The sequence below is a fragment of the Prochlorococcus marinus XMU1408 genome, from assembly GCF_003208055.1.
In the GTDB taxonomy this organism is placed as follows: domain Bacteria; phylum Cyanobacteriota; class Cyanobacteriia; order PCC-6307; family Cyanobiaceae; genus Prochlorococcus_B; species Prochlorococcus_B marinus_A.
This window is the reverse complement of record NZ_QJUE01000002.1, coordinates 434,645-460,408: the sequence shown is the minus strand read 5'-3', so window position 1 is coordinate 460,408 and position 25,764 is coordinate 434,645. Positions and strand designations below refer to the sequence as shown.

Sequence of the window (25,764 nt, the reverse complement as noted above, 5' to 3'; positions counted from 1 at the left end):
CTTACTCGAGAAAACAAATAACAGGCAAGCTGCAAACAGAGAGGTCCTTTCCTATTTGTAGATATTCCAATCTCTTAGTAATGCATTTACATAGTCCCACAATATCTAATCCTAAATTAGCTAATTGAAATCTTCTCAATCGACCCAACGCTTCTCCGTAAAGTATCGTTGCACCATTTATATTGTTATTTTCAAGATGTACTTGTGCAACTGCAACTTGCAAAATAGCTTGCAATAATTGTCTTTCAGCTCCGCCAGTCTCGTGCCATATCTCCTCAAAAACATCATGGGATTTATACCATTGACAAGAATTAAATAATTTCACTCCTATTTCAAAACGAGAATCCTTTATGAATGTTTCATCTTGCTCAGATGTCCAAGTCATTGTTTTTTCATGTTTTTCTTTGCATTGATTTTTCTTAGTCTTATAGACTCTGGGGTAACTTCCAACATCTCTCCTGGTCCAATATATTCAAGGGCTCTTTCTAATGTCATTTCAATTGGCGATTGCAATTGATCTAATTCATCTGCACCAGCCGATCGCATGTTTGTAAGTTGCTTAGCCTTACAAATATTTAATTCAAGATCTTGTGGGCGATTATTCTCTCCAATAATCATTCCTCTATAAACTTTTGCTCCAGGGGTAATAAAAAATTGACCTCTATCCTCAGCATTTTTCAATGAATAAAATGTAGCGACACCCTCTTCAAATGAAATAAGAACTCCATTTCTTCTTTGCTCAAAATCTCCTACAGATGGCCTGTATTCAAAAAATGAATGACTCATAATTCCTTCACCCCTTGTCGCGCGGATAAATTCACCCCTAAATCCAATTAAGCCTCTTGATGGGATAAGAAATTCAAGTTGAGTTCTATGGTCTGTTCCTGTTTCCATGTTTTGCATTTCACCTTTTCTAACTCCTAAGCTCTCAATACAGGCACCAACAGAAGCCTCTGGTACATCAAGAACAAGGGTTTCAACAGGTTCGCATTTAATTTCGTCAATGGTCCTAAAAATAACTTGTGGTTGTGAAACTTGAAATTCATACCCCTCTCTTCGCATTGTCTCTATAAGAATTCCAAGATGTAACTCACCTCTCCCACTAACAGAAAAACGATCAGGAGAATCTGTATCTTCTACTCTTAATGCAACATTCGTAAGAAGTTCTTTATTTAATCGATCTTTTAACTGACGACTGGTTACGAACTTGCCCTCTTTACCTGCAAATGGGGAATCATTTACAACAAAAGTCATCTGCAAAGTAGGTTCATCTACCTTGATTAGAGGTAACGGTTTAGGTTCATCAGGACATGCAACTGTTTCTCCAATTGAGACATCATCAAATCCAGCCAAAGCGACAATATCTCCTGCATTTGCTTCATCTATTTCAATTCTTTTTAATCCCTTAAATCCTAATAATTTATTAATCCTTCCTTTTTTTAAACTCCCATCTTCCTTGATTAAGCTAGCTCTCTGGCCATTTTTAATTACACCATTATGAACTCTCCCAATAATAATTGTTCCTAAGAAATCTGAGTAATCAAGTGTAGTGACTTGTAATTGTAAGGGCTTATTCTGATCACCAACTGGAGGGGGGACTTGCCTAATAATTGCATCAAACAAAGGTTTCATATTATCACTTTCACTTTTTACTTCAGTCTTTGCAAAACCACCTAATCCACTACCAAATAAATAAGGGAAATCACATTGATCATCATCAGCTCCAAGTTCCAAAAACAGATCTAAGACTTTATCTACAGCAGTTTCAGGTTCTACCCTTGCACGATCGATTTTATTCACAAAAACAATAGGTCTTAGACCTTGTTCTAAAGCTTTTTTAAGAACAAAACGAGTTTGTGGCATTGGCCCTTCGTTTGCATCAACAACAAGAAGACATCCATCTACCATGCCCAATACCCTCTCAACTTCTCCTCCAAAATCAGCATGCCCAGGCGTGTCAACAATATTTATACGAGTATCGTTATAAGTAACAGCTGTATTTTTAGAAAGAATCGTTATCCCTCTTTCACGTTCCAAATCATTCGAGTCCATTACACAAGTTGGGACTTCCTCATTGTCACGAAAGGTACCAGATTGATTTAGAAGAGCATCAACCAAAGTTGTCTTCCCATGATCAACGTGAGCAATAATTGCGATATTTCTTATGGCTTGTATATCAAAACTCATGATTTAAAAAATTTAAAAAATTTTTTTCTTATAGAAACATAAAGAATATCTCACCATGACTTCATTTAGCAGTTTTTAAATGCCAATACAAATATCGAATATAAAAGTGAAAAAAGATTTTTATGGAATCAAACTTATTTGAATTTTGTAATTTTATTGGCAGCTTCAAATTTCCTCAAAGCATTAACAGTACCTTCAAATCTCCAATGCCAAGGCTCATAAGTAACTCCTTGTTTGTTGTTAGGTGGAAAAGAAAGAACGAAATGGTATTTAGAAGCAAATCTTTTCATGAATTTAAAAGCTGGTGTTTCCTCAAACTCAACCTCAAAATGAGTATTTGGATAATTTCCATCGCCGACATCTATTGCATATCCCGTACTGTGTTCAGAATAACCAGGAGGAGCAGAGTCCCTAGATCTCTCAATAGCTGTTTGATTTCTAATGGATTTATTTTCATAAAAAATATCTCTTTGCAAATTAATTGATCTATATCCACTTAATAATTGAAGAGAGATGCCTCTTTGGGCCGCTAATAATTGCATTTCTTTAAAATTCTCATAGATATCTTTATGGACATAAATACCTGGTGAGAACAAAACCAACTCGTCTTTTGACGCCTCAGGATAAGGAAGATGACCTAACAAACTTTTATTTTGGATCGTTTCATTGGTATTGATTGAATTATCTGAAGATTTTATCTGAAGTAAAACTGATTTATTAGCTAGCAACGTTAAGAGGAGACCAAGGCCAAAAGATACAAGTCCTATACGAACAAAAGATTTGGTACTAATGGTTTTGATGGATTTAATCCTTTTAGCCAATGGGATGTCATCTTGATAATTCATACGATCTACTTATGAGCAAAACAATTGGAATTCACAAAAATGATGTTTCGATAGTAACGAGTATCTCCAATCTTTATACTTTCTATGAGATAAGGATGTAAGTTTTATATATAGAGAACTAAATTTTTCATCCAAAGATGTTAAGAGTTGCTGTTATTGGTGGTGGTCCAAGTGGATCATGTGCCGCTGAGATTTTAGCGAAGGCGGGAATTAAAACTTGGATATTCGAGAGAAAGCTTGATAATGCCAAACCATGTGGTGGAGCAATTCCATTGTGTATGGTTTCAGAATTTGATCTTCCTGAATCAATTATTGATAGAAAAGTCAGGAACATGAAGATGATCTCTCCATCAAATAGAGAAGTTGATATTATTCTCGATGACATCTATCCAGGGAGTGATAAAGAATACATAGGAATGTTAAGGCGTGAGGTAATGGATTCATTCATGAGGAATCGTGCTGCAGAACTAGGCGCAACATTAGTAAATGGATTGGTATCAAAAATAGAAACTGGTACTAATAAACAAGGGCCATACACACTTCATTACACTGAAATACTTAATGATCAATCTGAAGAGAAAGGTAAGCAACTAGAGGTAGATCTAATTGTTGGAGCAGATGGTGCAACAAGCAGAGTTGCTAAAGCAATGGATGCTGGAGATTACAACTATGCGGTAGCAATTCAAGAAAGAATAAAACTTCCTAAAGAGGAGATGAAGTATTATGAAGACAGAGCCGAAATGTATGTAGGAACTGACGTTTCTCCAGATTTTTATGGCTGGGTCTTTCCTAAATACGACCATGTAGCAGCTGGAACAGGAACAATGAAACAAAATGGTGGCTTGATAAAAAGCCTTCAGATTGGTGTAAGAGAAAGAGCAAAGAAAAGGCTAGTAAATGGAGAAGTTATAAAAGTAGAAGCTCATCCAATTCCTGAACATCCCAGACCAAGAAGAGTTGTTGGAAGAATGGCTTTAGTCGGTGATGCAGCTGGTTATGTAACCAAAAGCTCAGGAGAAGGGATTTATTTTGCTGCAAAAAGTGGAAGGATGTGTGCTGAGCAGATTGTCGAATCTAGTCAAAATGGGAAAATAATACCTTCAGAAAATGATCTCAAAAAATATTTAAAAAAATGGGATAAAAAGTATGGAACAACATACACAGTTTTAGATATTCTTCAAAGAATTTTCTATACAAGTGACGGAGCTAGAGAAGCTTTTGTAGAGATGTGTGGTGACATGGATGTTCAAAGACTTACATTTGATAGCTACCTATACAAAACGGTAGTTGCCATGAAGCCGCTACAACAATTGAAACTAACCCTTTTAACAATTGGTTCGGTTTTAAGAGGAAAGGCCTTAGCTCCAAGCACATACAAACCAGTACCAAGTGCAGTAAGAGATGATAAGGAAGTTAATAAAATGTTGGCCGTTAGTTCAATTAAAGGTGGTATAAAAACTAGTAAAAAGTAAACTCAATTTGAATGTAATTACTATCTGAGTTTGCTGAAGTCAGCAATAATTAAAGATTGATTTCTAAGGATAGATAATAGATTAAGTCTATTATTTCTAAGGCTAAGATTATCTGTCATAACCATAACACTTCCTTCACCATCAAAAAAATTGGATAAAATTTCAGCACTTGAGACGAGACCATCAGCTAATAACTTATATTTAGTATGATCACCATTTATAGATAGAGGTTTTAATTTCTCCAGAACATTAAACATTTGAAGTTCACTATCTTTCTCAAATAGTGACTTATCAACAAAGTCCGAAGGATCTATTACATCTTTAGAAATAGAGGTTTTAGCTACCAATTTAGATGCACGAGTCACAACAGCTTGCAACAAGTTAAGTTTATTATTTTTCCTCATATCCATTAATAATGAAGCACGAAAATCAACATCTGTAGAGTCACCCAACAATTTTGATGTTGGGGTTGAATCACCGGCAATTGCCTGAATAACATCAGAATCTATCTCTTTCTCCTCTAGTAAACTACTGATTCTTTGACGAAATAATTCGATTAGGTCAGCAGATAGTACATTAATATCAAAAGGAATATTAGGAAATATTTCTTTCCAATATATTAGTGAATCTTTAATTATTTCATTGATATTTAATTGCCAACCTTGATCCCACAAAATTAATAATATTCCATTTGCTGCTCTTCTCAAAGCATAGGGATCAGATGAGCCAGTAGGCCTTTCACCCCTAGCAAAAATACTAAAAAGCAATTCAAAACGCTCGGCTAATGAAACAACATTGCCAAGATTATTTGAGGGAAGAGAGTCTGCAGTTCCTTTTGGTTTATAGTGTTCTAAAACCCCAAGGCATACATCTCTTGATTCACCCTCATGCAATAAGTACTTAGATCCAATAATTCCTTGCAACTCAGGAAATTCATCGACCATATTACTAACTAAATCATGTTTAGAAAAATGTGCAACTTTAATAGATTTTTCAATATCGTCTTGATCAAATTTAAGTTTTATTGTTAATAATTTAGTTAGCCATTTTATTCTGTCTACACGATCATATAAAGATCCTAATCCTTCTGCAAAAGTTACATTTTTTAATTTATTAATTCGTGATGAGCTATTAATCAATAAATCTGATTTTATAAAAAATGAAGCATCTGAAAATCTTGCCTTAAGTACCTTTTCATTCCCTAAAATAATATTTTCTCTTGCTGAAGATAATCCATTACTAATACACAAAAAGCTAGGCAGTAAAACATTTCTAGAATCAAGCGCTAATGGATCAAAATCAGCATTTTCCTTGTATAAAGGAATGTATCTTTGATGAACCTTCATTACAGTGGATAAAACCTCAGGGGGTAAGTCGAGAAAGGATTCATCAAATCTCCCATGCACGAGTAGAGGAGACTCGACTAAATCTGTCAGCTCATTTAAAAGTTCATCAGACAAATCTGGCTTAAACTTATTATTTAATTCATGATTAAGAACTAAGTCATTTACACAAGAAAGGCGAGTGCACCTATCAACAATGACACCAACATCTCGTAATTGATCAACATAAGTTTTCGCATCCTTTATTTGAAATTCTGATCCACATAACCTATGAGGTCTTGAAATATTGCCAATTTCTATTTCAGGATCACATCCTGAAATTTCAAAAGGTAAGACTTCTGAATCAAGCAAAGAAACAATCCAACGAATAGGCCTTGAAAAGCGAAAATCACCCTCTCCCCATCTCATAAACCTTCTTCCTTGAATTTTACTGATCCATCCAGGTAAACAATCAGCTAACAAACTAACAACTGGCTTGCCTTTTTCAATTAATTTTGCAAAAACAAATACGCCCTTTAGTGTTTCTTTTATCTCTAATTTTTCAGGAGGAAGATCAAATCTTTTGGCAAAACCGATTGCTGCTTTTGTAGGTTTTCCATCACAAAAAGCTTGGGAGACAGGAGGACCTTTACATTCCTCAACATTATCTTCAGAGAAAGGAGCAATCCCTTCAATTATCAATGCAATTCTTCTAGGAGTAGTAGTAACTCTTATTTCACTAAATTTTATTTTATTATTGTTCAAGTCATTATTTACATTTAACTCAAGCTGAGAAATAACAGATTCAGCCAAATCAGCTGGAAGTTCCTCAGTCCCAATTTCTAAAAGGTAAGTAGACAAAAAAGTTCCCTATGTTCTTATAAAGATTAGATCTAAATTTGAATAACATCTACATTCTGTGTCCTAGAAAGAATCTAACGCTCGCTTTATTTATTCTTGATCAAGGATAATTTCATTTGAACAATTAGACACTAGTCAAGATGAAAAATGATACAGTGTAGGTACCGTTGTAGGTACCATTTGCCTAAGATCATAAAAATACCAGGGAGATCAGGTTTTTATCTCAGAGTTGCCGTACCAAGAGGTAAATTAAGAGACGCTTTTGGAACTTGTGATGTAGTGAAAAAAATAGGCAACACTAGAAAAGAAGCTGAAAAAAATATAAGTTCAGCAGAAATAGCTATTCAACAAAAATTCGAAGAAAAGCTAAGGGAAGAAGAAGCAATAAAGATCAACGAATCATTGCCAAAGGAAATAAGAGTCGAAGCAGTAAAAAATACCTATTTAAAAGAATCTCCGAAAAATATTCAAAAAGACCTAAAAAATGCAGGTTTTAGTAATGGAGCTATTGAAGCTTTGATGAATTTTGAAGATAAAGAAAGCGATGCAGAAATAGAAAAAACTGTTTCATCACCTTGCATAGCGAATAACTCTCCTCGAGCAAAATTTGAACAATTTAAAGCAGATAGTAATTACTTAAATGAACCCCTTCTAACTGAATTAATCAATGAAAGTGATCACTTCACAAACGATGCAGTTCAACTTTTGAAATTTCATGGTAGTTATCAACAAGATGATCGCGAGCATAGAAAAAGAGGAGGAACAGGCAAAGATTGGCAAATGATGCTGAGGCTTAGGAATCCAGCGGGTTTTGTTCCGGGACCACTTTTCGTAGCATTGGATGATCTTTCTGATCAATTAGGAAATAAAACACTTAGAGCGACCACTCGTCAATGTTTTCAAATGCATGGAATTAAGAAAGAAAATTTAAAAGAAGTTATCGAAACAATAGTTAAATCAATGGGCTCAACCCTCGCTGCATGTGGAGATATCAATAGAAATGTTATGGCTCCAGCTGCACCATATGAAAAAGGTTCTTATCCTGCTGCGAGGAAATTGGCAAATGACATTGCAGATGTTTTATCACCTAAACAAGCAGAAATCACTTATCTAGATCTATGGGTTGATGGTGAATTAAAATATGCAATCAAACCATCCCCCGAAGTCAAGAGGAATAGAAAAAAACAACTAAATCCGGGTGTTTTTAGCGGGGACAACAAAGAGCCTTTATATGGATCGACCTACTTACCAAGAAAATTTAAATGTGCAACCACAGTTCCAGGAGACAACTCTGTAGATATCTTAACTCATGATATAGGTCTTGTAACATTTACAAATAGAAAAGGGGTTTTAGAAGGATGTAATGTCTACGTTGGAGGAGGTATGGGTAGGACTCATAACTTAGATAGCACATTTGCAAGGATAGCAGATCCTATTGGTTATGTGAAAGGGAAGGATATTTTAGAACTTGTACAATCTATTCTCGCTCTTCAAAGAGATTATGGAGATAGGAAAACGAGAAGGCACTCAAGACTAAAATATGTTTTGCATGATATGGGTGTTGCCTGGTTCAAGAAACAATTAACTAATAAGTACTTTACAAAAAAAATTGCTCCCATAAAGGATGAAGGTGTCACAATACTTGAAGATTATCTAGGATGGCATCAACAATCTGAAAAATTATGGTTTGTTGGGCTACCACTATTGTCAGGTAGGCTTACAGGGAAAGTAAAAAAAGAGCTCAGAAATATAGTTGAAAAATATGCATTGGATGTACGTTTAACTCCTAACCAAGATCTATTATTGTGCAATATTGGTAATTATCAAAAATCCAGTGTCAACAAAGATCTATGCAATATAGGATTTTCAAATCCAGGTTTTCCTGAACCATTGTCAAGACATGCCCTAGCCTGCCCTGCCCTTCCCTTATGTGGACTTGCAATGACAGAAGCAGAGAGATTTCTACCTGAACTTATAGATCGTATAAATAATCAATTAAAAAAGCTAGATATAGATAAATCAATTTTAATTAGAGTGACAGGCTGCCCAAATGGATGTGCTCGACCTTACATGGCAGAATTGGCTCTAGTTGGTAGTGGTTTAAATCAATACCAACTCTGGCTCGGAGGTAGTACTAATTTGAATAGGTTAGCAACTCCATATCTACAAAAAATGTCTCTCAATGAATTAGAAAAAACATTAGAGCCTTTATTCCTTAGCTGGAAAGAGAGGGGAACTTCATTAAGTCTTGGAGATCATGTGACTAAACTTGGTAATGAGAAAGTAATGTCATTACTCACCTCAAATGCTGCTCCATAAATAGCATTACGTTGCTTTTTTAACCAAGACCATAATTGATCTCCATAACTAAAATGCCACCACTCATTTGGGTGTTGGACAAACCCTGCCTGTTCCATAACTGAGAACAGAAGAAATCTTCTATTATGAAAAACTTGATATTTTGAACAAGGGAACCTTAAAGACTCACTTTCATAAAAGCTAGGGCTTGATTTAGCTCCAATGAAATCTATTTCTCCACCAAGATCCAAAGGTTTCCCATTCATATCAGCAAGAGTAAGGTCAATAGCAGCACCAGTACTATGTGGAGGAGGTGTAGAAGGATTCAATGATGGTTTAGCCCAAAAGCGGCCAACCTCTTGGATGATTCTATCGATATTTGCATTTTCAGAATCATTATTAATATCAATCCCTCTAGACTTACAAGTTTCTTTTATGGTGTAATCAAACATGAATTTCTGGACAGAAATAGGTCTCCAAGCATCAAACAAAGCTAACTGCAAATGAGGATTGCTCTTTGAAAGAAATTTCTGCGCTTCGAGTAATCTATTTAATACACTTTTACGTAAAACCCATGGATCAGCTCCATCTCTATATGGAGCCCCTAACGACATATAAGGATGAGGTGTTAATCGAAAGATTGACTTCGGTATAGAAACCAAAGGTTCATTAGATTCATTTATTTTAATATTATTCCAAGGTCTTGGTTTCATGATTATTAGATAATATAAGTATCAGTTTTCAATCGTATAGAAAATATATTTAATTAATTCTATCCTCAAAAAATTTATAGTTCAAGACAAAAAGCTTTTTAAAAAAGTTAATTTAACTTATTCCCAATTTTTAGTTTATCCCACTTCGCTTTAATCAGCATGCGAAGCATGGAATTGTTTTTAAGCTGAGGGTCTGAATCTAAAAGGTTTCGAGCCTCATTCCGAGCAAGTTCAAGCACATCAGTATCTTCGGCTAATGATGCAAGCGCAAAATCAGGCAGTCCTGATTGTTTTGTGCCTAAGACCTGTCCAGGTCCTCGAAAACGCAAGTCAATTTCAGAAATTTCAAATCCATCATTTGAATTCACCAAAACTTCCAATCTTTGTCGAGATAATTTATTTTTATTTTGATGGCTTAGGAGACAATAAGACTTAGAGGCACCTCTCCCAACACGGCCCCTTAATTGATGCAATTGAGCCAGCCCAAAGCGATCAGAATTTTCTATTAGCATGACGCTTGCATTGGGTACATCAACACCTACTTCTATAACCGTAGTAGAAACAAGTATATCGCTCTTCTTATTAAGAAAGTTTTTTATTACCTCTTGCTTTTCATGACTTTTCATTTTGCCATGAAGTAATTCTACAGTAAATTCAGAAAAAATTTCAGTAGACAACTGATGATACACGTCAACTGCTGCACTAAGTTCAAGTTTCTCAGATTCTTCAATTAAAGGTAGCACTACATAAATTTGATGTCCTTTGTTGATTTCACCTCTTATTAAATCATAGGCATATTGTTTATCTTTTGGAGAAATCAGTTGAGTGCTGATAGGAGTTCGCCCAGGTGGCAACTCATCTAACTGACTAACATCAAGATCACCATGCAATGTAAGTGCCAAAGTTCTAGGGATTGGTGTTGCAGTCATTGTTAGCAAGTGAGGTTGTAAGCCTTTATTCAAAAGTTTGTTCCTCTGTTTAACACCAAAACGATGTTGCTCATCTACAACTACTAGACCCAGTCGCTCAAAGACAACTGGATCTTCAAATAATGCGTGAGTACCTACAAGGATTTTTGTAGCACCATTTGATAAATCAGCAAGAATTTGTTTACGACGAGACTTTGGTGTAGAACCAGTTAATAAATCTACGTTCAACTCAAGTTGAGGAATCCATTTATTGAGTGTTTGATAATGTTGTCTAGCGAGTACCTCAGTTGGTGCCATAAAAGCACCCTGCCATCCTGATTGAACTGCAGTAAGTAGAGCAGAAATAGCAATGACAGTTTTTCCACTACCAACATCACCTTGCAGTAGTCGAGACATTGGTTCAGATTTAACTATGTCTAATTCAATTTCCTTCAAGACTCGTTTTTGAGCACTTGTAAGAGAGAAGGGAAGAATACTTAAAAACTTTTCAACCAAGCCATTACTATTTTGCTCAATACTTAACTGAGGAGAGTTACATTTCTTATGTAATTCACGTCTTAAAAGAAGACTCAACTGTAATAATAAAAATTCTTCAAATACAATTCTTCTTCTTGCTTTAGCGAGAGTTTTTGAATTCTGAGGATTATGGATTTGAAAAAAAGCATCTTTCTTAGAAGGTAGATCTAGCCTATTTAGTATGTCTATGGGGATTGAATCTTTTATATCAGATGTTAAATAGAGAATCGATTGTATTAAATCTCTAAATTTATCAGCCGTTATTCCATCAGTTAACGAATAAACAGGGAATATTTGACCAATAGTCCTGGACTTCAAATAACTATTAGGAGTATCAATAATTTCGATTAAAGGATCATTTATTGATTTACCATATCTACTCTCTTTAACTAATCCGCTTACCGCAATGGTTGCACCAACAGGGTACAAACTTTGTTGAGATTTTACATATGCAATACTGCTACTTCGACGACCTGCAAAAAATCTAGTGATTTTCATTCCTCCTGTTTTATCTTTAATAAACAATTCAAGAATTGAAAGATTTGGATTTTTGGGACTCTTAAATGAACTACATCGTCTAATTTTTGCAACTATCGTTACATTCTGACCTGATTGAGTTTTATCTATAGTTTTCAATGAAGTGTAATCAACATAATCACGAGGGAAATAATTTATAAGATCACGAATAAAAAAAAGGCCTATCCCAGATAATTTCTCTGCTTGCTTGGGTCCGACACCTTTAATAGCAGATATTTGACTTTCTAAAGATAAAATATCTGAAGAAGAACTTTTCTTATTAAAATTCAAGTCTTGTGATTTTTTTATTTTTAAATTTAATAATTTTGTTGTTTCAGCCCCTTCCTTATATTTATGTAAATCATGAAGAGATTGTCTTGTTTGAACAATAATTCTACGTCTACGGTCTGTAGACATAGATGAATATATTTTAAACTCAAATGCTAATTCCTTTAATTTACAAAGTTCATACTCAGGGATATCTAAAGAAGGGCACTTTAATAAATAATCACTTACAAATGAAGAGAATTTATTTTTTCTACCTTGAATATCCGTAAATCCATGATCAACTTCAACAGTTAGTGCTTGTTGCAAAGATCTAATCCAAGCTAGTAGTTCACCCGATTTGCTATCAGGTGTCGCTGTTAAATCATTGCTGCTTATATTTGGGTTGTATCTTTCCACCATTCTTTATTAACCTCTTCTGCTATTGAGCGAGCCTGCCAATATCTTTGTTGTTTAATCATACCCATAAGAACATTTTGATAGTGTTTAATTTGAGTTCTGTATTGTCTAAGTCTTGGATTATCAAATTCCATGTCCGAGGGAGTAATCAACAAACAATCAATATCCAAACCCCCTGTACCCAATGAATTATTTGTAGGCAATTTTAAAGTAAGAATATTGGATATAGATTGAGAGGAAATCAATTGACCTGTCAAAGCTGCATCTAAAATATTAATTGGAACAAGTGTATTAATTAATCCTGATTTTAAAAGTTCAGTATTAATAGAATGAGAAAGATCGCGCAATCTTCTAACCAAAGCCGTATCTATAGATATCATCCAGTCATACAAACCTATTGGAGATTCTGGCATCAAACGATTATTTTTTAGATTTTGTTCAGTATCAAAATTATAAAAATCTTTATTTTTTGAGTCTAGATCACTTGAGTTAGATTCATCAGTCAAAGCAAATATTGACTGTAAAATTGAGATATCATTACTTTTCAAATTTAAAGTATCGCTATTTTTATCATCATCTTTTATTGACTCATTTGCTATCTCAGTATTTTCTATGTCATTTTCATTTTCATTTTCATTTTCATTTTCATTTTCAGAAATAGTACTAGTAACATATGATTCTTGATCATCAAATGAATATGGAGTTTTTAATTCTCCATTCCATCCTTCCATAATTGATAAGTTCTCCAATGGTGGAATTGTACTTAAATTAATTGAATTAATACTTATAGATGGTTTTGATTTTTCAGCGCTATTTTTTATATTAATAGCATTTGTTATCTCATCTTTAGCATTATTAAAATGGCGAGTATTTTCATCATCAATTTTCTTAGCTAATTCATTTAGATGCTCAATTGTAATAAGAGACATATTATCTGAAACTAATTTATCTATTTTCAATTGAAATCTTTTTCTGGATTTAACTGTAGAAAACCCAAATTCATCTCCAAGCCTATCAGTAATCAGACAAAACAATGATGTCCTTATAGCTTGAGGCAATATATCTCTTATTTCATTTAAATATAAAGAATTAACTCTATATAAATGAGAAGATAACTTATTGCATTTTTCTTTAAGCAAACTTAATTGATCAAAAGGGTCAAAATCAGAACCCAATAAATACTTATTGCTAGACAAAATCAGCTTGAAGTCATAGATGCTACTTCCTCTGCGAAATCTGGGCCTTGAACCTCTATACCCTCTCCAAGTGTATATCTAGTAAATCTACGAACCTTTACATTTTCTCCTATTTTACCAGCAACTTGCTTTACAAGTTCTTCTACATTTATTGAGCTATCTTTAATAAATGGCTGCTCTAAAAGAGCCATTTCTTTTAATCTTTTTCCTATTCTTCCTTCAACGATTTTAGCTTTAATTTGATCAGGTTTTCCTGAGAGGTCATCTCTTCCCATCTCTATTTCTTTTTCCTTAGTAGCAACGGCTTCTGGAATTTGATCAACGCTCACATATTCAACATTTGGGCAAGCTGCAACTTGCATAGACAAATCTCTCAAAAGGCCTTGAAACAAATCGCCTCTTGCTACAAAGTCAGTCTCACAGTTCAGTTCTAGAAGTACACCCACACGAGAACCTGTATGTATATAACTCCCAACAGCACCTTCAGCAGCGACTCTTCCTGATTTCTTTTCAGCACTCGCAATGCCTTTTTGTCTTAGCCACTCAATAGACTTATCCATATCACCCTTATTTTCAACAAGGGCTTTTTTGCAGTCCATCATGCCTGCAGAGGTTTTGTCTCGCAATTCTTTCACGAGTTTTGCTGTTATTTCCGCCATTTAATTTTTGATGTAATAAAAAAAGAGTTAAATGATAATTAAAATAGTTTTTTGATTAAGTAAGTAGGCTAATTAATCATTAGAGCCATGTCTCCCTTCATTAATAGCATCAGCTAACCTACCCAAAACAAGTTGAACAGAACGAACAGCATCATCATTGCATGGTATTGGGATTTCACAAAGGTCAGGATCACAATTAGTATCAAGCATTGATACTAAAGGTATATCAAGTTTTCTAGCCTCTAAAACAGCATTTGTTTCTCGTCTTTGATCAACCAATACAACGACATCAGGTAAACGTCTCATTCCTTTTAGGCCTCCTAAATATTTTTGCAACCTCTCTAATTCTCTACGCAAAACTGCTCCCTCTTTCTTAGGCCGCATTGCAATAGCACCACTCGATTCCATTCTTTCAAGATCTTTGAGACGATCAATTCTTGCTTTCATGGTTGTCCAATTTGTGAGCATCCCACCTAACCATCTTTGATTAACGTAGGAAGCACCACATCTAATAGCTTCTTGAGCAACTACTTCGGAAGCTTGCTTTTTAGTACCTACGAAGAGGAATCTCTTACCGCTTCTTGCAGCACCTCGTGTCCATTTGTAAGCACTATTCATACAAACAGCAGTCTTAACTAGGTCAATAATATGAACCCCATTACGAGCGGAATAGATGTAACGAGACATCTTGGGGTTCCATCTTCTTGTCTGATGCCCGAAGTGAGCACCAGCTTCCATCATCTCTGAGAGAGAAACTACAGCCATGTTTTTGTGGGTTCCGGGTTCGCCTCCACCCAACAGGGATAACTTAAATATTGATAGAACATCAATATTTATTTATCACCCGAAACAGTCAGGTGTGCGGTTTTAATTTGCACTACTAATCTAACAAATGATGGTTCATCGAAGTCCTATTAATGATGCTTCTCTAAAAATTTGTCTAACACTAATCAAATTAAGAGGAAGTCTAAGCAATTCCATAGCTAAACCAGATTGGCCATTTTTCATTAAAAAAACTAATAAAGGTCTAAGTGTTTTTGTATTTATGAGTCCGCCAAAAGTTAAAATTTCCCAAAGGAAACGATGAATAAAAGTATATTGAATAATAAATTTCACTCTTAAAGTTGGATGTTTACGGTAAAAGACCAGTCCCATCTTTGCTCTCTCTTTTTCAATTCGAATCAAATTAGGAATCTGATCTAGAGTTAAAGCAGGATGCCAATGATATCCAATAGCTTTTGGACATTTAATAAGCTTTACTCCCATATTCCTAAGCCTTTCACCTAATTCCAAATCTTCCCAACCGTATAGTTCAAAAGACTTGTCAAAAAGACCTGATTTTTCTAAAATCTTTTTATCAATTGCTACATTCCCTGTGGCAAAGTAAGCCCAAGATAAATCTTGTAGCTTAAAAGGCTCAGAATTTGGATTATTAAAATTAGAAGTATTAATTACAGAACCATAAGTAAAACATTTTCTATTGCCAAGTTTTTTCCATGCTTTCATTAAAGAATTTACATGGTTAACCAAGAAAAACTTATCAACAACAAGATCACTATCTATAAAAACAATTAAATCACCATTTGACTTTTCTACACCAAGATTTCTTCCTAAAGCTGGACCACCATGAGATTGTTCAAAAAGTCTTAAATGAGGAAAATCCTCAATATTATTAACTAACCAATTAGTAGTTCCATCAGTTGAGCCATCGTCCACTAGAACAATTTCATATTCATAAATCAAACCTAATGAACTTTGATTTTCTAATGCCTCCAGACACTTTTTTAGTATCGGGAGCCTATTGTAAGTCGGTATAACAACACTTACTAACATTCTAAATTAAAAAACTAAAAAGATTTTGTTCAAACACTTTAATTAAAGAATTTAAGAAAATATTTTTTGAATTGATAAATAATAATTAGTCAGCAGCCCCACCATTATTGGCAGTGCCCGTCACACCATTACCTGCCCCCTCACCTCTCCCATCATTACGTAGCTTACGCTTCTTGAACTTCCTTGCATAAGCTCGATTTCTCTCTTGCTTTTCTTTCTTAAGATTTCGTCTTTTAGACATGCTTAATTAGTACAGATTTTAATATCTATATAATTTACTAAACAGTGGGCAATAATTGGCCATCTTCCATTTGTAAGAGACGATCTGCTACATCTAATATTCTCGGATCATGAGTAACCATCAATACTGAACAGGATTGTTCTAAGGCTAGTTTTTTTAATAAATCCACAATCTCTCTACCGGTTGAACTATCTAAAGCAGAAGTTGGTTCATCTGCTAGCAACAGTTTTGGTCTGGCGGCAAGTGCCCTGGCAATAGCAACACGCTGTTTTTGGCCACCTGATAAATCATGAGGAAGCTTAGACATGTGATCTTCTAATCCAACAGCTCTGAGCCATTCTCTAGACTGTGCCCTTCTAGCTTTATATGAGAATCCAGTTAACAGGTCAGCACCCATTTGGACATTTTGTTCAGCAGTAAGACATCTCAAAAGATTATGCCCCTGAAAAATCATGCCAATATTTTTCCTAAGATTCTGCCTAGTTTTCCTGCTGGCTCCGTAAAGCTGTTTCCCAAATACCTTTACATTACCGTCTTGAACTTTACGAAGTGCACCAATCAAAGTAAGAAGCGTTGTTTTTCCACAGCCTGAAGGCCCAGTGAGTAAAACGACTTCACCTGGAGAAATTTCCATTGAAATGGACTGAAGAACATGCCTTCTCATTTCTCCATGCCCATACCAATGATTCAAAGAAACAATTTTTAAAGTATTTTTATTTAAATTATTCATAATTAATTATATTTAGATATTGAAACTTTTTATCAAAATATCTCTGCAGGATCAGCATCTGCCAATTTTTTCATAGCTGCTAAGGCAGACCCCATACACATAAAAAGTATCAAGCAAAATATAATTGATGCTCTACTAAAACTCATCTCGACAGGTAATTTAGTTGAAGATCTAACTAAAGCATATAAAGCTTGCCCTGAAATATAAGCAGGAATATATCCCATAATTGACAAAATAAATCCCTCCCTAGCTACAATCCCTAAAAGACTTCTTAGGTTATACCCCATTGCCATTAAGGTTGCATATTCTGGTAAATGGTCACTTACATCACTATAAAGTATCTGATAAACAATTACACACCCAACAATGAATCCCATTGCAGCTCCCAATGTAAAAATAAAACCAATCGATGTACTACTTTTCCAATAATTCTTCTCAAATTCTATAAAGGAATTTAAAGACATTACCTTAACATCACTTGGTAAACTTAAATTCAAGGAGCGTACAACTTTTTCAATATCAGTCCCTTTCTTTAATCTTACCAAGCCAATTTCAATACTTCCTTGAGGATTCCCTGGAGACAAATCTAAGTAAGTTTCGCTGCTTGTTATTAAATTCCCATCTGCACCAAATGATGGACCTAAACTAACTATCCCAGACACTCTTACTCTTTTACCAGCGACTTCAGTCTCTACCAAACGCCCAGCTTTAAACCATTCTGCAATAGGACCAAATTCATCTCTGGAAAGATCATCAAACAAAACCCTTCCTTTATTTTTTAGAGTTTGAGCCTTTCTCTCAAAATCAGAATCAATTAAAAGTGGCTTACTTGGTTCAAAACCTAAAGCAAGAATAGATCTTGTTGATAAATTCTCGGGATTTCGCCAAAGTAGAAAATTCCAATTTACTGCAGTTGTTCCAATAACATCTTGATGAGCCATGGCTTGAACTAATCTTCTTCGCGGAAAACCACTCATACTTATTGAACTTTTTGAACGAGGGCTAATTAATACCAGGTCTGCATTAAACAACTTGTGAACAGTAACACTTGCATCAAATAAACCGTCTCTAAAACCTAATTGCATAAACATCAATATTCCGGCGAATGATATTCCTGCAATAGCTACCAATATTCTTAAAGGTTGTCTTGTTAATAACAGCCAAGCAAGAGGTATTTTTCGTTTTTCAAAAATTGTTTTTAAATTCACTTTGGTTTAAAACGAGCTATTACTTTCATTCCAGTCAAATGAGCAACCTTTTCAGCTGATGAATTATCAAGCTTGACTCTAACCTCAACGACTCTTGAATCAGCATCGCCAGTAGGATCGGTTGAGAGGACTCGTCTTTGCCTCACTTGCGGGCTGATCAAACTCACTTGACCTGTTAAAGAGCCACTAAATCCTCCATTTTCACTAATCAAATCAACAACTTGACCTATCTCAACTCGATCAATATCAGATTCATATACCTCTATAAGTGCTTCCATTAATTTATTAGCACCAACACTAAGGACACCAGAGGAATCTGACCTCTCTCCCTCACGAGTAAAAATTTGGAGAACAATTCCATCAATTGGACTTTTTAATTGTGATTGCTCTAAGTCGAAATTAATTGCTTCAACAGAGGCTTCTAGCTTTATCTTCCTAACCTCTAGAATAGTTAAATCATCTTTCATCTTATCTAAAAAAATAATTTCTACTGCACCTTTATCTACAAGCATTTGATATCTATTGATTTCCCTTTTTTGGATTATAATTTCATTCATTAATATACTTAAATTAGCAAATTCAATTGCTAAATCAGCCTCAAGTTTAGGACGATTATCAAAAACAGCCAATATTTGATCTTTAATAACAAGATCGCCTTCTTGAACTAATAATTTAGATAATCTTGGGGTTCCACCCATTCCACTAGTGGGAGCAGCTAATTTTCTAACTTCCCCAAAGGGATTTAATTGACCTAAAGCTGCCACACCTTGTACCTTTTCAATTACTTCATTATTGTTTACAAGTTGATTCGTTTTTTGAAACTTATTACTACATCCATAAAATATAACCAAGCAGAAAGGGGTTAAACATGAAATTGCTATGAATTTAAAAGAGAAGTTTTTAAACATTTCTAACACTCAAATAAGATTTTATTAATGTATTCATCAGCCCATGATGATCCAAAAAATCTAGTTAAGATACTCCTAGTCTTATCATTACGTTTTTGATTTGAGCAATATAATTTTTGATATTTAAATCTATTAATAGTATCTAAAGAATTATATTCATCGATTTTAACACTAATAAGCAAAACTTGTAAAACTAATAAGTATTCATCAATAAGTTTTAAAAATGATTTTTGTTCGCATAAATCAACTGGTCTTATGAAACATACATATGGAGAAAAAATATATCCCCAATCAGGCAGAATCCTAGGTTCTTTAAATTTAGGAACTTCTAATGATTCCATCTGAGTAATTAATAGATGATCCATTTGTTCTCCTACAGGTGATAAATCAACAATGGCCGCTGAAATTTTATTTGAACTAATAACTAAATCGACGCCAAATATAGGTAGCTCGAAGCATGGGTTTGGAAAAAAAACACAGTGTAGTATCTGTAATGATTTTCCGAGTTGTGCAACTTCCAAATGTATTTTTCTAAATCCTTTAGCTTGAAAAAACTCATTAACAATAAATAAATCCTCATTATCAAGCTTGCCGTAGATCTCACACAATTTCGGATCAAAATCAAGAGATTCAACATCAGGTAAAGAATTGATTCTACTTTTTATAAGTTCTATGGCATCAAGCAAAATAGGATGAAACTTACTTTGAGCGCTAAAAATTGACTTCAAAACTTAGAACTTGAGGTAAAAGGGTTTGAATAAGAGTCATAAGTAATCATTAAATATAGATACCTCTAACAAATATTATATAATTAATCTGGCTTTATCGAAGGAAGAAAGAAACTTTTTAGCTAAAAAAGTCAATAATGAGCAATTTCAAAGTTTTTACTCATATCATATAAAAAGTCCGCTTAATAATAAAATCAATAAATAGAACTATCAAAATATACTATTCAACACAGCTATCAAAAATATCTAAATATTAAATTTATATTTTTAGCAATTTATGAAATTAAAAACTTACTCTTCTTTAAAGATCATAAATCTTACTAGTATATATTCATATAGCATAAATAATTAGCCATCATTAAATCAACTGGAATGGATGTCGATCATTGGTTATTGCCAAACGGAGCTACATGTATTGTAGCTGATATGAAAGACTCAACATTGACATGTATTGATTTTTGGTGCAAAGGGGGTAGTAATTGTGAATCAAGAAATGAAGAAGGGATGGCACATTTCTTAGAGCATATGATATTTAAAGGGAGCAAAAATCTTGAAGAAGGTGAATTTGATTTAAAGATTGAATCACTTGGTGGGAGTAGTAATGCTGCAACTGGACTAGATGATGTTCACTATCACGTTCTAGTGCCACCAGAGAAACTAGAAGAAGCACTAAGCCTACTTTTAGAATTATTATTATTTCCTAAAATCGAAAAAGAAGCCTTTGAGATGGAGAAAGAAGTGGTTTTAGAAGAAATCGCACAAAATATTGATCAACCAGATGAAATTATTTATATGAACTTATTAAAAGAATGTTGTTCGCCTCATAGATATTCAAGGCCAATCTTAGGAGATAAGAAAACTATTAAAAATATAATACCCAAACAAATGAAACTATTTCACGAAAATCATTATGTTGGTAAGAATTGCACCCTATGCATAGCAGGTAAGATACCTAAAGAAATTTATTCAATAATTAATAATAGTAAATTACAACAATTAAAAATAATAAAAGAAGACTCAACTACAAATAATCAATTAAATTTTAATAAAGGTTACAAAAAAGAAGTTGTTCCTAGACTTGAAGGGGCAAGAATCGTGAAAGCTTGGAAATTACCTCCTGCAAAAGAACAGCGACTAATTTTAGGTGTGGAAATTGCCGCCACAATTTTGTGCGAGGGTAGAAGTAGTCTTATTGTTAGAAAGTTGAGAGAAGAAAAACGTATTATTGAATCAATTGAAATAGATTTACAAATTCTTGAAGAAGGTGGATTAATACTTCTAGATACATATTGTTCATTAGAAAATCTTAAAATTGCTGAAAGTGAAGTCAATAATATTCTTAAAGAGTCAACTAAAAATTTATTCAATAAAAATGAGCTAGATCGAGCAAAAAAGTTAGTCTTAAATAATATTTACTTTAATCTTGAATTAAGTACTCAAATTGCTTCAACTTTAGGTAGTCAGGCTCTTTGGGGACGGAATCATTCGATATTAGAATCTATAAAAGAGATCTCATATTGGACATCAGAACGTTTAAATGAATTTATCTTTCCATTATTTAATCCAGAAAATTCATTTACATTAATAGCTGAACCCGGAAAATAAGTATGAACATAGTTCTAGACAAATGCAATATCAAAAATATAATGTCAGCAAAACTATGGATAGAAGATGGAAGTCGATCTGATCCAAAAAATAAAAAAGGCATCCATCAAATTATAGGCTCAACAATCCTTAGAGGATGCGGACCCTATAATAATAATCAACTTGCAGATATAGTAGAAAGTTCTGGAGCAATTCTAAACTGCGATACATATGAGGATGGCCTTCTCATAAGTCTTAAATGCATTGAAAGTGATGCATACAAACTTATCCCATTAATTGGTTGGATGATTACACAACCTACTCTAGAAGAAGATCAGATTGAATTAGAAAAGGATCTAACAATCAAAGCAATTAAAAGACAAAAGGAAAGTACATACCAAATAGCATTTGATGGTTGGAGAAAAATGATATACGCTAATGGTCCTTATGGGCATGATCCACTTGGATCAATTAAAGATATAAATAAATTAGAAAGAAAACACATATTGCCAATAGCTAAATCTTTACTGATTAGAAAAAAAAACTTAGTAATTTCAGGTCATTTTCCTGATGACATTGATAATTACATAAAGAATTCAAAAGCATTTGAGAAGATAAATCAAAGTAATTTAGCAGACAAAAATATAAGCGAGATTCTTAAAAGTTCAGACCTTATAATTCATCAAAATAAAAATATCTACACAAAATCTTTAAGAACGCAACAAGTAATACTTCTTCTAGGAAAAGCAACAATTAGATACAACAATGAAGAAGATATTTTGCTTAGATTAATATCTTGTTACTTAGGTTATGGAATGTCAAGTATATTATTTAAGGTTCTTAGAGAAAAATATGGGGTAGTATATGAAGCAGGTATTTATCATCCAATTAGAGAGAATAAAACACCATTTCTAATGCATGCTTCTACCACTGAAGAGAAAGCAGTGTTTACTCTTCAGCTATTAAAAGAATGTTGGGAAACAATTATCGATAATGAAATATCAGCAGAAGAATTACATCTTTTAAAGATAAAGTATCGAGGTCAAATTGCGCATTCTTTGCAGAGTGTTAGTCAAAGAGCAGAACATAAAGCACATCTTTTAGGAATTGGTCTCACAAAGGATCATGACAAAGAAATTCTATATCGTCTTGAACGTATAAGTAGCAAAGAGATTAGGAATGCAGCAAATAAATATTTAAAAGATCCTTGTCTAAGTATATGCAGCAATAAAGAAGTTATTCAGAAGGTATGTAAGAAATGGAATATATGAATTATATATCCTGATATTTATTAGTTATCTTTTTCAATAATCTTAAGTCTTTCGGCAGGAATCAAAAAATCTCCTCTTCTAAATTTCACCTCTAATAAATCATTTGGCCTTATTCCTATTATTATGCCGACCTCATCAAGTGATACTAGGTCTGGAGGTCTTAACATAGATATAGAATCTATCGTTTTCAAATATTGCATAGGAACTTGCAAGGAAACCTTTTCACCTATTGAAAATTTCATTATCATTAAATGATTTCAAGAGCAGTTAAAAACTTGTAAATGATTTTATTGACATCTCAATCAATTTGTAAATAATACTATATAAGATCTGTTAATTAAATTCATTGCACCTATTTAGTAGTTGGGCAAAAGCTATAACAGGCGTAATGTTAATCATAATTTGCGCAATGATCCCATCATCGATAATTTTACCTTACAAAGACCTCTCTCTTTCAATTATTCCACTTCATAGCAATTGGCAAATTCAGGGGCTCCTTTTGACTTCGCTTGTATGCGGACCACAAATAGGAACAATTAGCGCTATTTCCTATTTGTTTATAGGTTTATTCTATTTACCAGTGTTTCACGGAGGAGGGAGTGTTGGATATATTTTAACTCAAGAATTTGGATACTTATTAGGATTTATTCCTGCAGCATGGACTTGCGGTTTTCTAGCTAAAAGAGATTCATACCCTAATTTAATCAATTATTCATTTTATACGATTTTTTCATTATTCATTTTGCATATTATAGGTATTATTTACCTAGTCATTGCTAAAATATTTGGCAACTGGACAGATAATTTATTTGATTTAATTTTAATAAATACTTTTATTCCATTTCCAAGTCAATTGTTATTATGCCTTTCAGTAAGTCTACTATCTATATTATTAAAACGTATATTAATACTAAAATGAATACATTTAAGAATAGAAGAATAAAACTGATTATTTATTCTTTTTATATTATTTTATTAGATCAAATCAGTAAGTTCTCTGTATTAACCTTATTAGGGTTTGAAAGATCTATAAATATTGTTCCAAAATTATTGAACTTCACAGTAGTAAAAAACAAGGGTGCTGCATTTAGTCTGTTTAGCAATTCGACCATATTTCTTACTATTATAAGTTTAATAGCTTCATTACTCTTAGTTATTATTATATTAAAATCTCCACCAAGATCTTATTGGAACTCTATTGGAATCGCATGTCTTTTAGGCGGCACAGCTGGGAATGGGATAGATAGACTTTTAAAAGGATATGTAATAGATTTTTTTGAATTAGTTCCTATCCATTTCCCAATTTTTAATATAGCAGATATATCAATAAATATTGCCATAATATGTTTTACAATTGATATTATTACTTCAAAAGATCAATTAAAGAACACTATAAGAAATAAAAAAATTAAATAATATTTATTAAATGAAAAAAAATAACTCAAAAACAATATTATTCTTTATATTAATATTCCTAATTTGCCTAATTCTTGTAGGCATTATAGGAGCAATAATTAGATTAATAAACATCCCTTCTATATTAATAACATTTATAATAATTGCCGGCTTAAGTTATTACAAAAGAATTGAATGGTGGAAAAGAATTGTAAATTCCCTCTTCAAAATTAAAGGCGATAAAAAAATTCATAAATTTTCGCTTACAAGTAAGAAAGAAGCTGCAGGAAAATCATTAAAAGGTATCGATGAGATAATCAAATTAATCAATGACAAAGTTAAAGTTAAAGCTCTAACAGATGAAAAGAATAGAGTTTCATTAGAGTTAGAGAGAGGAGATATTATTTTAGTAGTCTTTGGAATTGGTTCGAGTGGTAAAACTTCACTAATAAGGGCTTTGCTAAATAAAATAGTTGGTGAAGTTAGCCCCGAAATGGGCACTACAAAAGAAAAAAAATCCTTCAGACTTAAACTGAAAGGACTTAACAGGGGAATAAGGATAATTGATACACCTGGTATTTTAGAAGCTGGTAAAGATGGCAGAGAAAGGGAAAAAAGTGCCTTAATACAAGCAGGTAAAGCTGATTTAATGTTAGTAGTAATTGAAGGTGATTTACGATCTGAAGAAACAAAAACAATTAGGAATTTATCTAATGTAGGAAAGAGGCTTTTACTTGTACTTAACAAAATTGATTTAAGAGGAGAGAATGAAGAAAAAAGATTAATTGATATTCTCAATGCAAGATGTAATGATTTTATTAATCCGGAAGATATTATCTGTACATCCGCCTCACCTCAGACAATCGCAATACCTGGGAAAAGGCCCTATCAGCCAACTCCAGAAATAAATAGTTTAATTAGAAGATTAGCAAAGATATTATATGAAGAAGGTGAAGAGTTAATCGCTGATAATATTTTACTTCAGTGCAGTAATCTGGGTAAAGAAGGAAAAAGGTTATTAGTCAAACAAAGAAGTCAATCAGCTAAAAAATGTATTGATAAGTATGGTTGGCTCAGTGGCGGAGCTTTAATACTAACACCATTACCGGTTGTAGATATGATCGCTGCAGCGGCTGTAAATGCACAAATGGTAATTGAAATAGCAAAAATTTATGGAGTTGAAATCACCAATGAAAAGGCGAAGGCTTTAGCAATTTCTGTATGTAAAATACTTGCTACTATGGGTTTAGTTAAAGGTGGAGTTTCTCTAATAAGCTCAACGTTAAGTTTATCATTGCCAACATTTATTGTTAGCAAAGTAATTCAAGGTGTAAGTGTTTCTTGGCTTACTAGAGTTGCTGGAGCAAGTTTTATAACTTATTTCCAACAAAACCAAAATTGGGGTGATGGAGGTATACAAGAAGTTGTTGAATATCATTACAATTTAAATAAAAGAGATGAATACTTTAAAAGTTTTATTCGAAGAGCTTATGAAAGGGTTATTGATCCGATAGTTGAAAAAAAATTTAAAAAGTTACCACCGAAATCAAGGCATCAGAGGGAGGGGGACTCATCGGTCCTCTAAAATCTAAAAAGAAAACAATTGCCAAGTAAATTAATCCAATAAGAATCGATATAGAAGCTGTTATTAAAGCTAATAAATTTTTT

The 25,764-nt window shown here is 33.4% G+C and carries 23 protein-coding genes; 7 read left to right on the top strand and 16 right to left on the bottom strand.

The annotated features are described in order from the left end of the window. Position 1 precedes the first annotated feature (1 nt). The 3 genes from DNJ73_RS03935 to DNJ73_RS03925 form a co-directional block, all read right to left on the bottom strand. Positions 2–385 (bottom strand): DUF309 domain-containing protein, encoded by a 384-nt coding sequence (locus DNJ73_RS03935; protein WP_158466403.1) that lies wholly within the window; start codon positions 383–385, stop codon positions 2–4. Further along, positions 382–2,187, bottom strand: a complete 1,806-nt coding sequence (gene typA / locus DNJ73_RS03930; RefSeq protein ID WP_158466402.1) for a translational GTPase TypA — start codon at positions 2,185–2,187, stop codon at positions 382–384. Before typA ends, DNJ73_RS03935 begins: the two co-directional genes overlap by 4 nt. 134 nt (positions 2,188–2,321) lie before the next feature. Continuing rightward, positions 2,322–3,032, bottom strand: a complete 711-nt coding sequence (locus tag DNJ73_RS03925; RefSeq protein ID WP_158466401.1) for a M15 family metallopeptidase — start codon at positions 3,030–3,032, stop codon at positions 2,322–2,324. A gap of 137 nt (positions 3,033–3,169) precedes the next feature. Here DNJ73_RS03925 and chlP point away from each other — a divergent pair, with 137 nt between their 5' ends. Further along, positions 3,170–4,504, top strand: a complete 1,335-nt coding sequence (gene chlP, locus DNJ73_RS03920; RefSeq protein ID WP_158466400.1) for a geranylgeranyl reductase — start codon at positions 3,170–3,172, stop codon at positions 4,502–4,504. 20 nt (positions 4,505–4,524) lie between these two features. On the opposite strand, the gene glyS is transcribed toward chlP, so the two are convergent. Then, positions 4,525–6,687 (bottom strand): glycine--tRNA ligase subunit beta, encoded by a 2,163-nt coding sequence (gene glyS, locus DNJ73_RS03915; RefSeq protein WP_158466399.1) that lies wholly within the window; start codon positions 6,685–6,687, stop codon positions 4,525–4,527. 519 nt (positions 6,688–7,206) lie between these two features. Here glyS and DNJ73_RS03910 point away from each other — a divergent pair. After that, complete coding sequence (locus tag DNJ73_RS03910; protein WP_158466758.1) at positions 7,207–9,006, top strand: NADPH-dependent assimilatory sulfite reductase hemoprotein subunit; 1,800 nt, start codon at positions 7,207–7,209, stop codon at positions 9,004–9,006. Here the strand turns inward: DNJ73_RS03910 and DNJ73_RS03905 are convergent. The 11 genes from DNJ73_RS03905 to DNJ73_RS03855 form a co-directional block, all read right to left on the bottom strand. After that, positions 8,943–9,698 carry a M15 family metallopeptidase gene (locus DNJ73_RS03905; protein WP_158466398.1) on the bottom strand — a complete coding sequence of 252 codons (756 nt, stop codon included), beginning with the start codon at positions 9,696–9,698 and terminating at the stop codon, positions 8,943–8,945. The two genes, DNJ73_RS03910 and DNJ73_RS03905, sit on opposite strands and share 64 nt — an antisense overlap. A gap of 107 nt (positions 9,699–9,805) precedes the next feature. Next, entirely contained in the window at positions 9,806–12,346 is a 2,541-nt protein-coding gene (recG, locus tag DNJ73_RS03900) for an ATP-dependent DNA helicase RecG (protein ID WP_158466397.1), read from the bottom strand. Then, the gene (locus DNJ73_RS03895) at positions 12,319–13,539 is read right to left on the bottom strand and encodes an adenylate cyclase (protein WP_158466396.1); all 1,221 of its coding nucleotides are present in this window, start codon (positions 13,537–13,539) and stop codon (positions 12,319–12,321) included. The genes recG and DNJ73_RS03895 overlap by 28 nt, the downstream gene beginning before the upstream one ends. 2 nt (positions 13,540–13,541) lie before the next feature. Then, positions 13,542–14,198 carry a translation elongation factor Ts gene (tsf, locus tag DNJ73_RS03890; RefSeq protein ID WP_158466395.1) on the bottom strand — a complete coding sequence of 219 codons (657 nt, stop codon included), beginning with the start codon at positions 14,196–14,198 and terminating at the stop codon, positions 13,542–13,544. A gap of 72 nt (positions 14,199–14,270) precedes the next feature. Beyond that, a complete protein-coding gene (rpsB, locus tag DNJ73_RS03885; RefSeq protein WP_158466394.1) occupies positions 14,271–14,963 on the bottom strand; it encodes a 30S ribosomal protein S2 in 693 nt (230 codons plus the stop codon). A 135-nt stretch (positions 14,964–15,098) separates the two neighbouring features. Next, on the bottom strand, positions 15,099–16,031 hold the full coding sequence (locus tag DNJ73_RS03880; protein ID WP_158466393.1) for a glycosyltransferase family 2 protein: 933 nt from the start codon (positions 16,029–16,031) through the stop codon (positions 15,099–15,101). Positions 16,032–16,116: 85 nt separating this feature from the next. Next, positions 16,117–16,272, bottom strand: coding sequence for a hypothetical protein (locus DNJ73_RS03875; RefSeq protein WP_011293689.1), 156 nt, complete (start codon positions 16,270–16,272; stop codon positions 16,117–16,119). Positions 16,273–16,309: 37 nt separating this feature from the next. Then, positions 16,310–17,002, bottom strand: coding sequence for a DevA family ABC transporter ATP-binding protein (locus DNJ73_RS03870; RefSeq protein WP_158466392.1), 693 nt, complete (start codon positions 17,000–17,002; stop codon positions 16,310–16,312). Between the two features lie 32 nt (positions 17,003–17,034). Further along, complete coding sequence (gene devC, locus DNJ73_RS03865) at positions 17,035–18,210, bottom strand: ABC transporter permease DevC (RefSeq protein ID WP_158466391.1); 1,176 nt, start codon at positions 18,208–18,210, stop codon at positions 17,035–17,037. Next, complete coding sequence (locus tag DNJ73_RS03860) at positions 18,207–19,118, bottom strand: efflux RND transporter periplasmic adaptor subunit (protein WP_158466390.1); 912 nt, start codon at positions 19,116–19,118, stop codon at positions 18,207–18,209. The genes devC and DNJ73_RS03860 overlap by 4 nt, the downstream gene beginning before the upstream one ends. 2 nt (positions 19,119–19,120) lie before the next feature. Continuing rightward, on the bottom strand, positions 19,121–19,846 hold the full coding sequence (locus DNJ73_RS03855) for a phycocyanobilin:ferredoxin oxidoreductase (protein WP_158466389.1): 726 nt from the start codon (positions 19,844–19,846) through the stop codon (positions 19,121–19,123). A gap of 372 nt (positions 19,847–20,218) precedes the next feature. Here DNJ73_RS03855 and DNJ73_RS03850 point away from each other — a divergent pair, with 372 nt between their 5' ends. Beyond that, positions 20,219–21,451 (top strand): M16 family metallopeptidase, encoded by a 1,233-nt coding sequence (locus DNJ73_RS03850; protein WP_158466388.1) that lies wholly within the window; start codon positions 20,219–20,221, stop codon positions 21,449–21,451. A gap of 41 nt (positions 21,452–21,492) precedes the next feature. Next, the gene (locus tag DNJ73_RS03845; RefSeq protein ID WP_261792584.1) at positions 21,493–22,701 is read left to right on the top strand and encodes a M16 family metallopeptidase; all 1,209 of its coding nucleotides are present in this window, start codon (positions 21,493–21,495) and stop codon (positions 22,699–22,701) included. Between the two features lie 20 nt (positions 22,702–22,721). Here the strand turns inward: DNJ73_RS03845 and DNJ73_RS03840 are convergent, their stop codons facing one another. Then, positions 22,722–22,943 (bottom strand): NAD(P)H dehydrogenase assembly family protein, encoded by a 222-nt coding sequence (locus tag DNJ73_RS03840; RefSeq protein WP_158466386.1) that lies wholly within the window; start codon positions 22,941–22,943, stop codon positions 22,722–22,724. Between the two features lie 167 nt (positions 22,944–23,110). Here DNJ73_RS03840 and DNJ73_RS03835 point away from each other — a divergent pair, with 167 nt between their 5' ends. The 3 genes from DNJ73_RS03835 to DNJ73_RS03825 are packed head-to-tail and all read left to right on the top strand — an operon-like array spanning position 23,111 to position 25,681. Next, positions 23,111–23,620: a biotin transporter BioY gene (locus DNJ73_RS03835; protein WP_257473319.1), complete on the top strand. Its 510-nt coding sequence runs from the start codon at positions 23,111–23,113 to the stop codon at positions 23,618–23,620. After that, positions 23,617–24,117 (top strand): signal peptidase II, encoded by a 501-nt coding sequence (gene lspA / locus DNJ73_RS03830; protein WP_257473318.1) that lies wholly within the window; start codon positions 23,617–23,619, stop codon positions 24,115–24,117. Before DNJ73_RS03835 ends, lspA begins: the two co-directional genes overlap by 4 nt. Before the next feature lie 10 nt (positions 24,118–24,127). Next, on the top strand, positions 24,128–25,681 hold the full coding sequence (locus tag DNJ73_RS03825; protein ID WP_158466384.1) for a DUF697 domain-containing protein: 1,554 nt from the start codon (positions 24,128–24,130) through the stop codon (positions 25,679–25,681). The last annotated feature ends 83 nt before the right edge of the window (positions 25,682–25,764 follow it).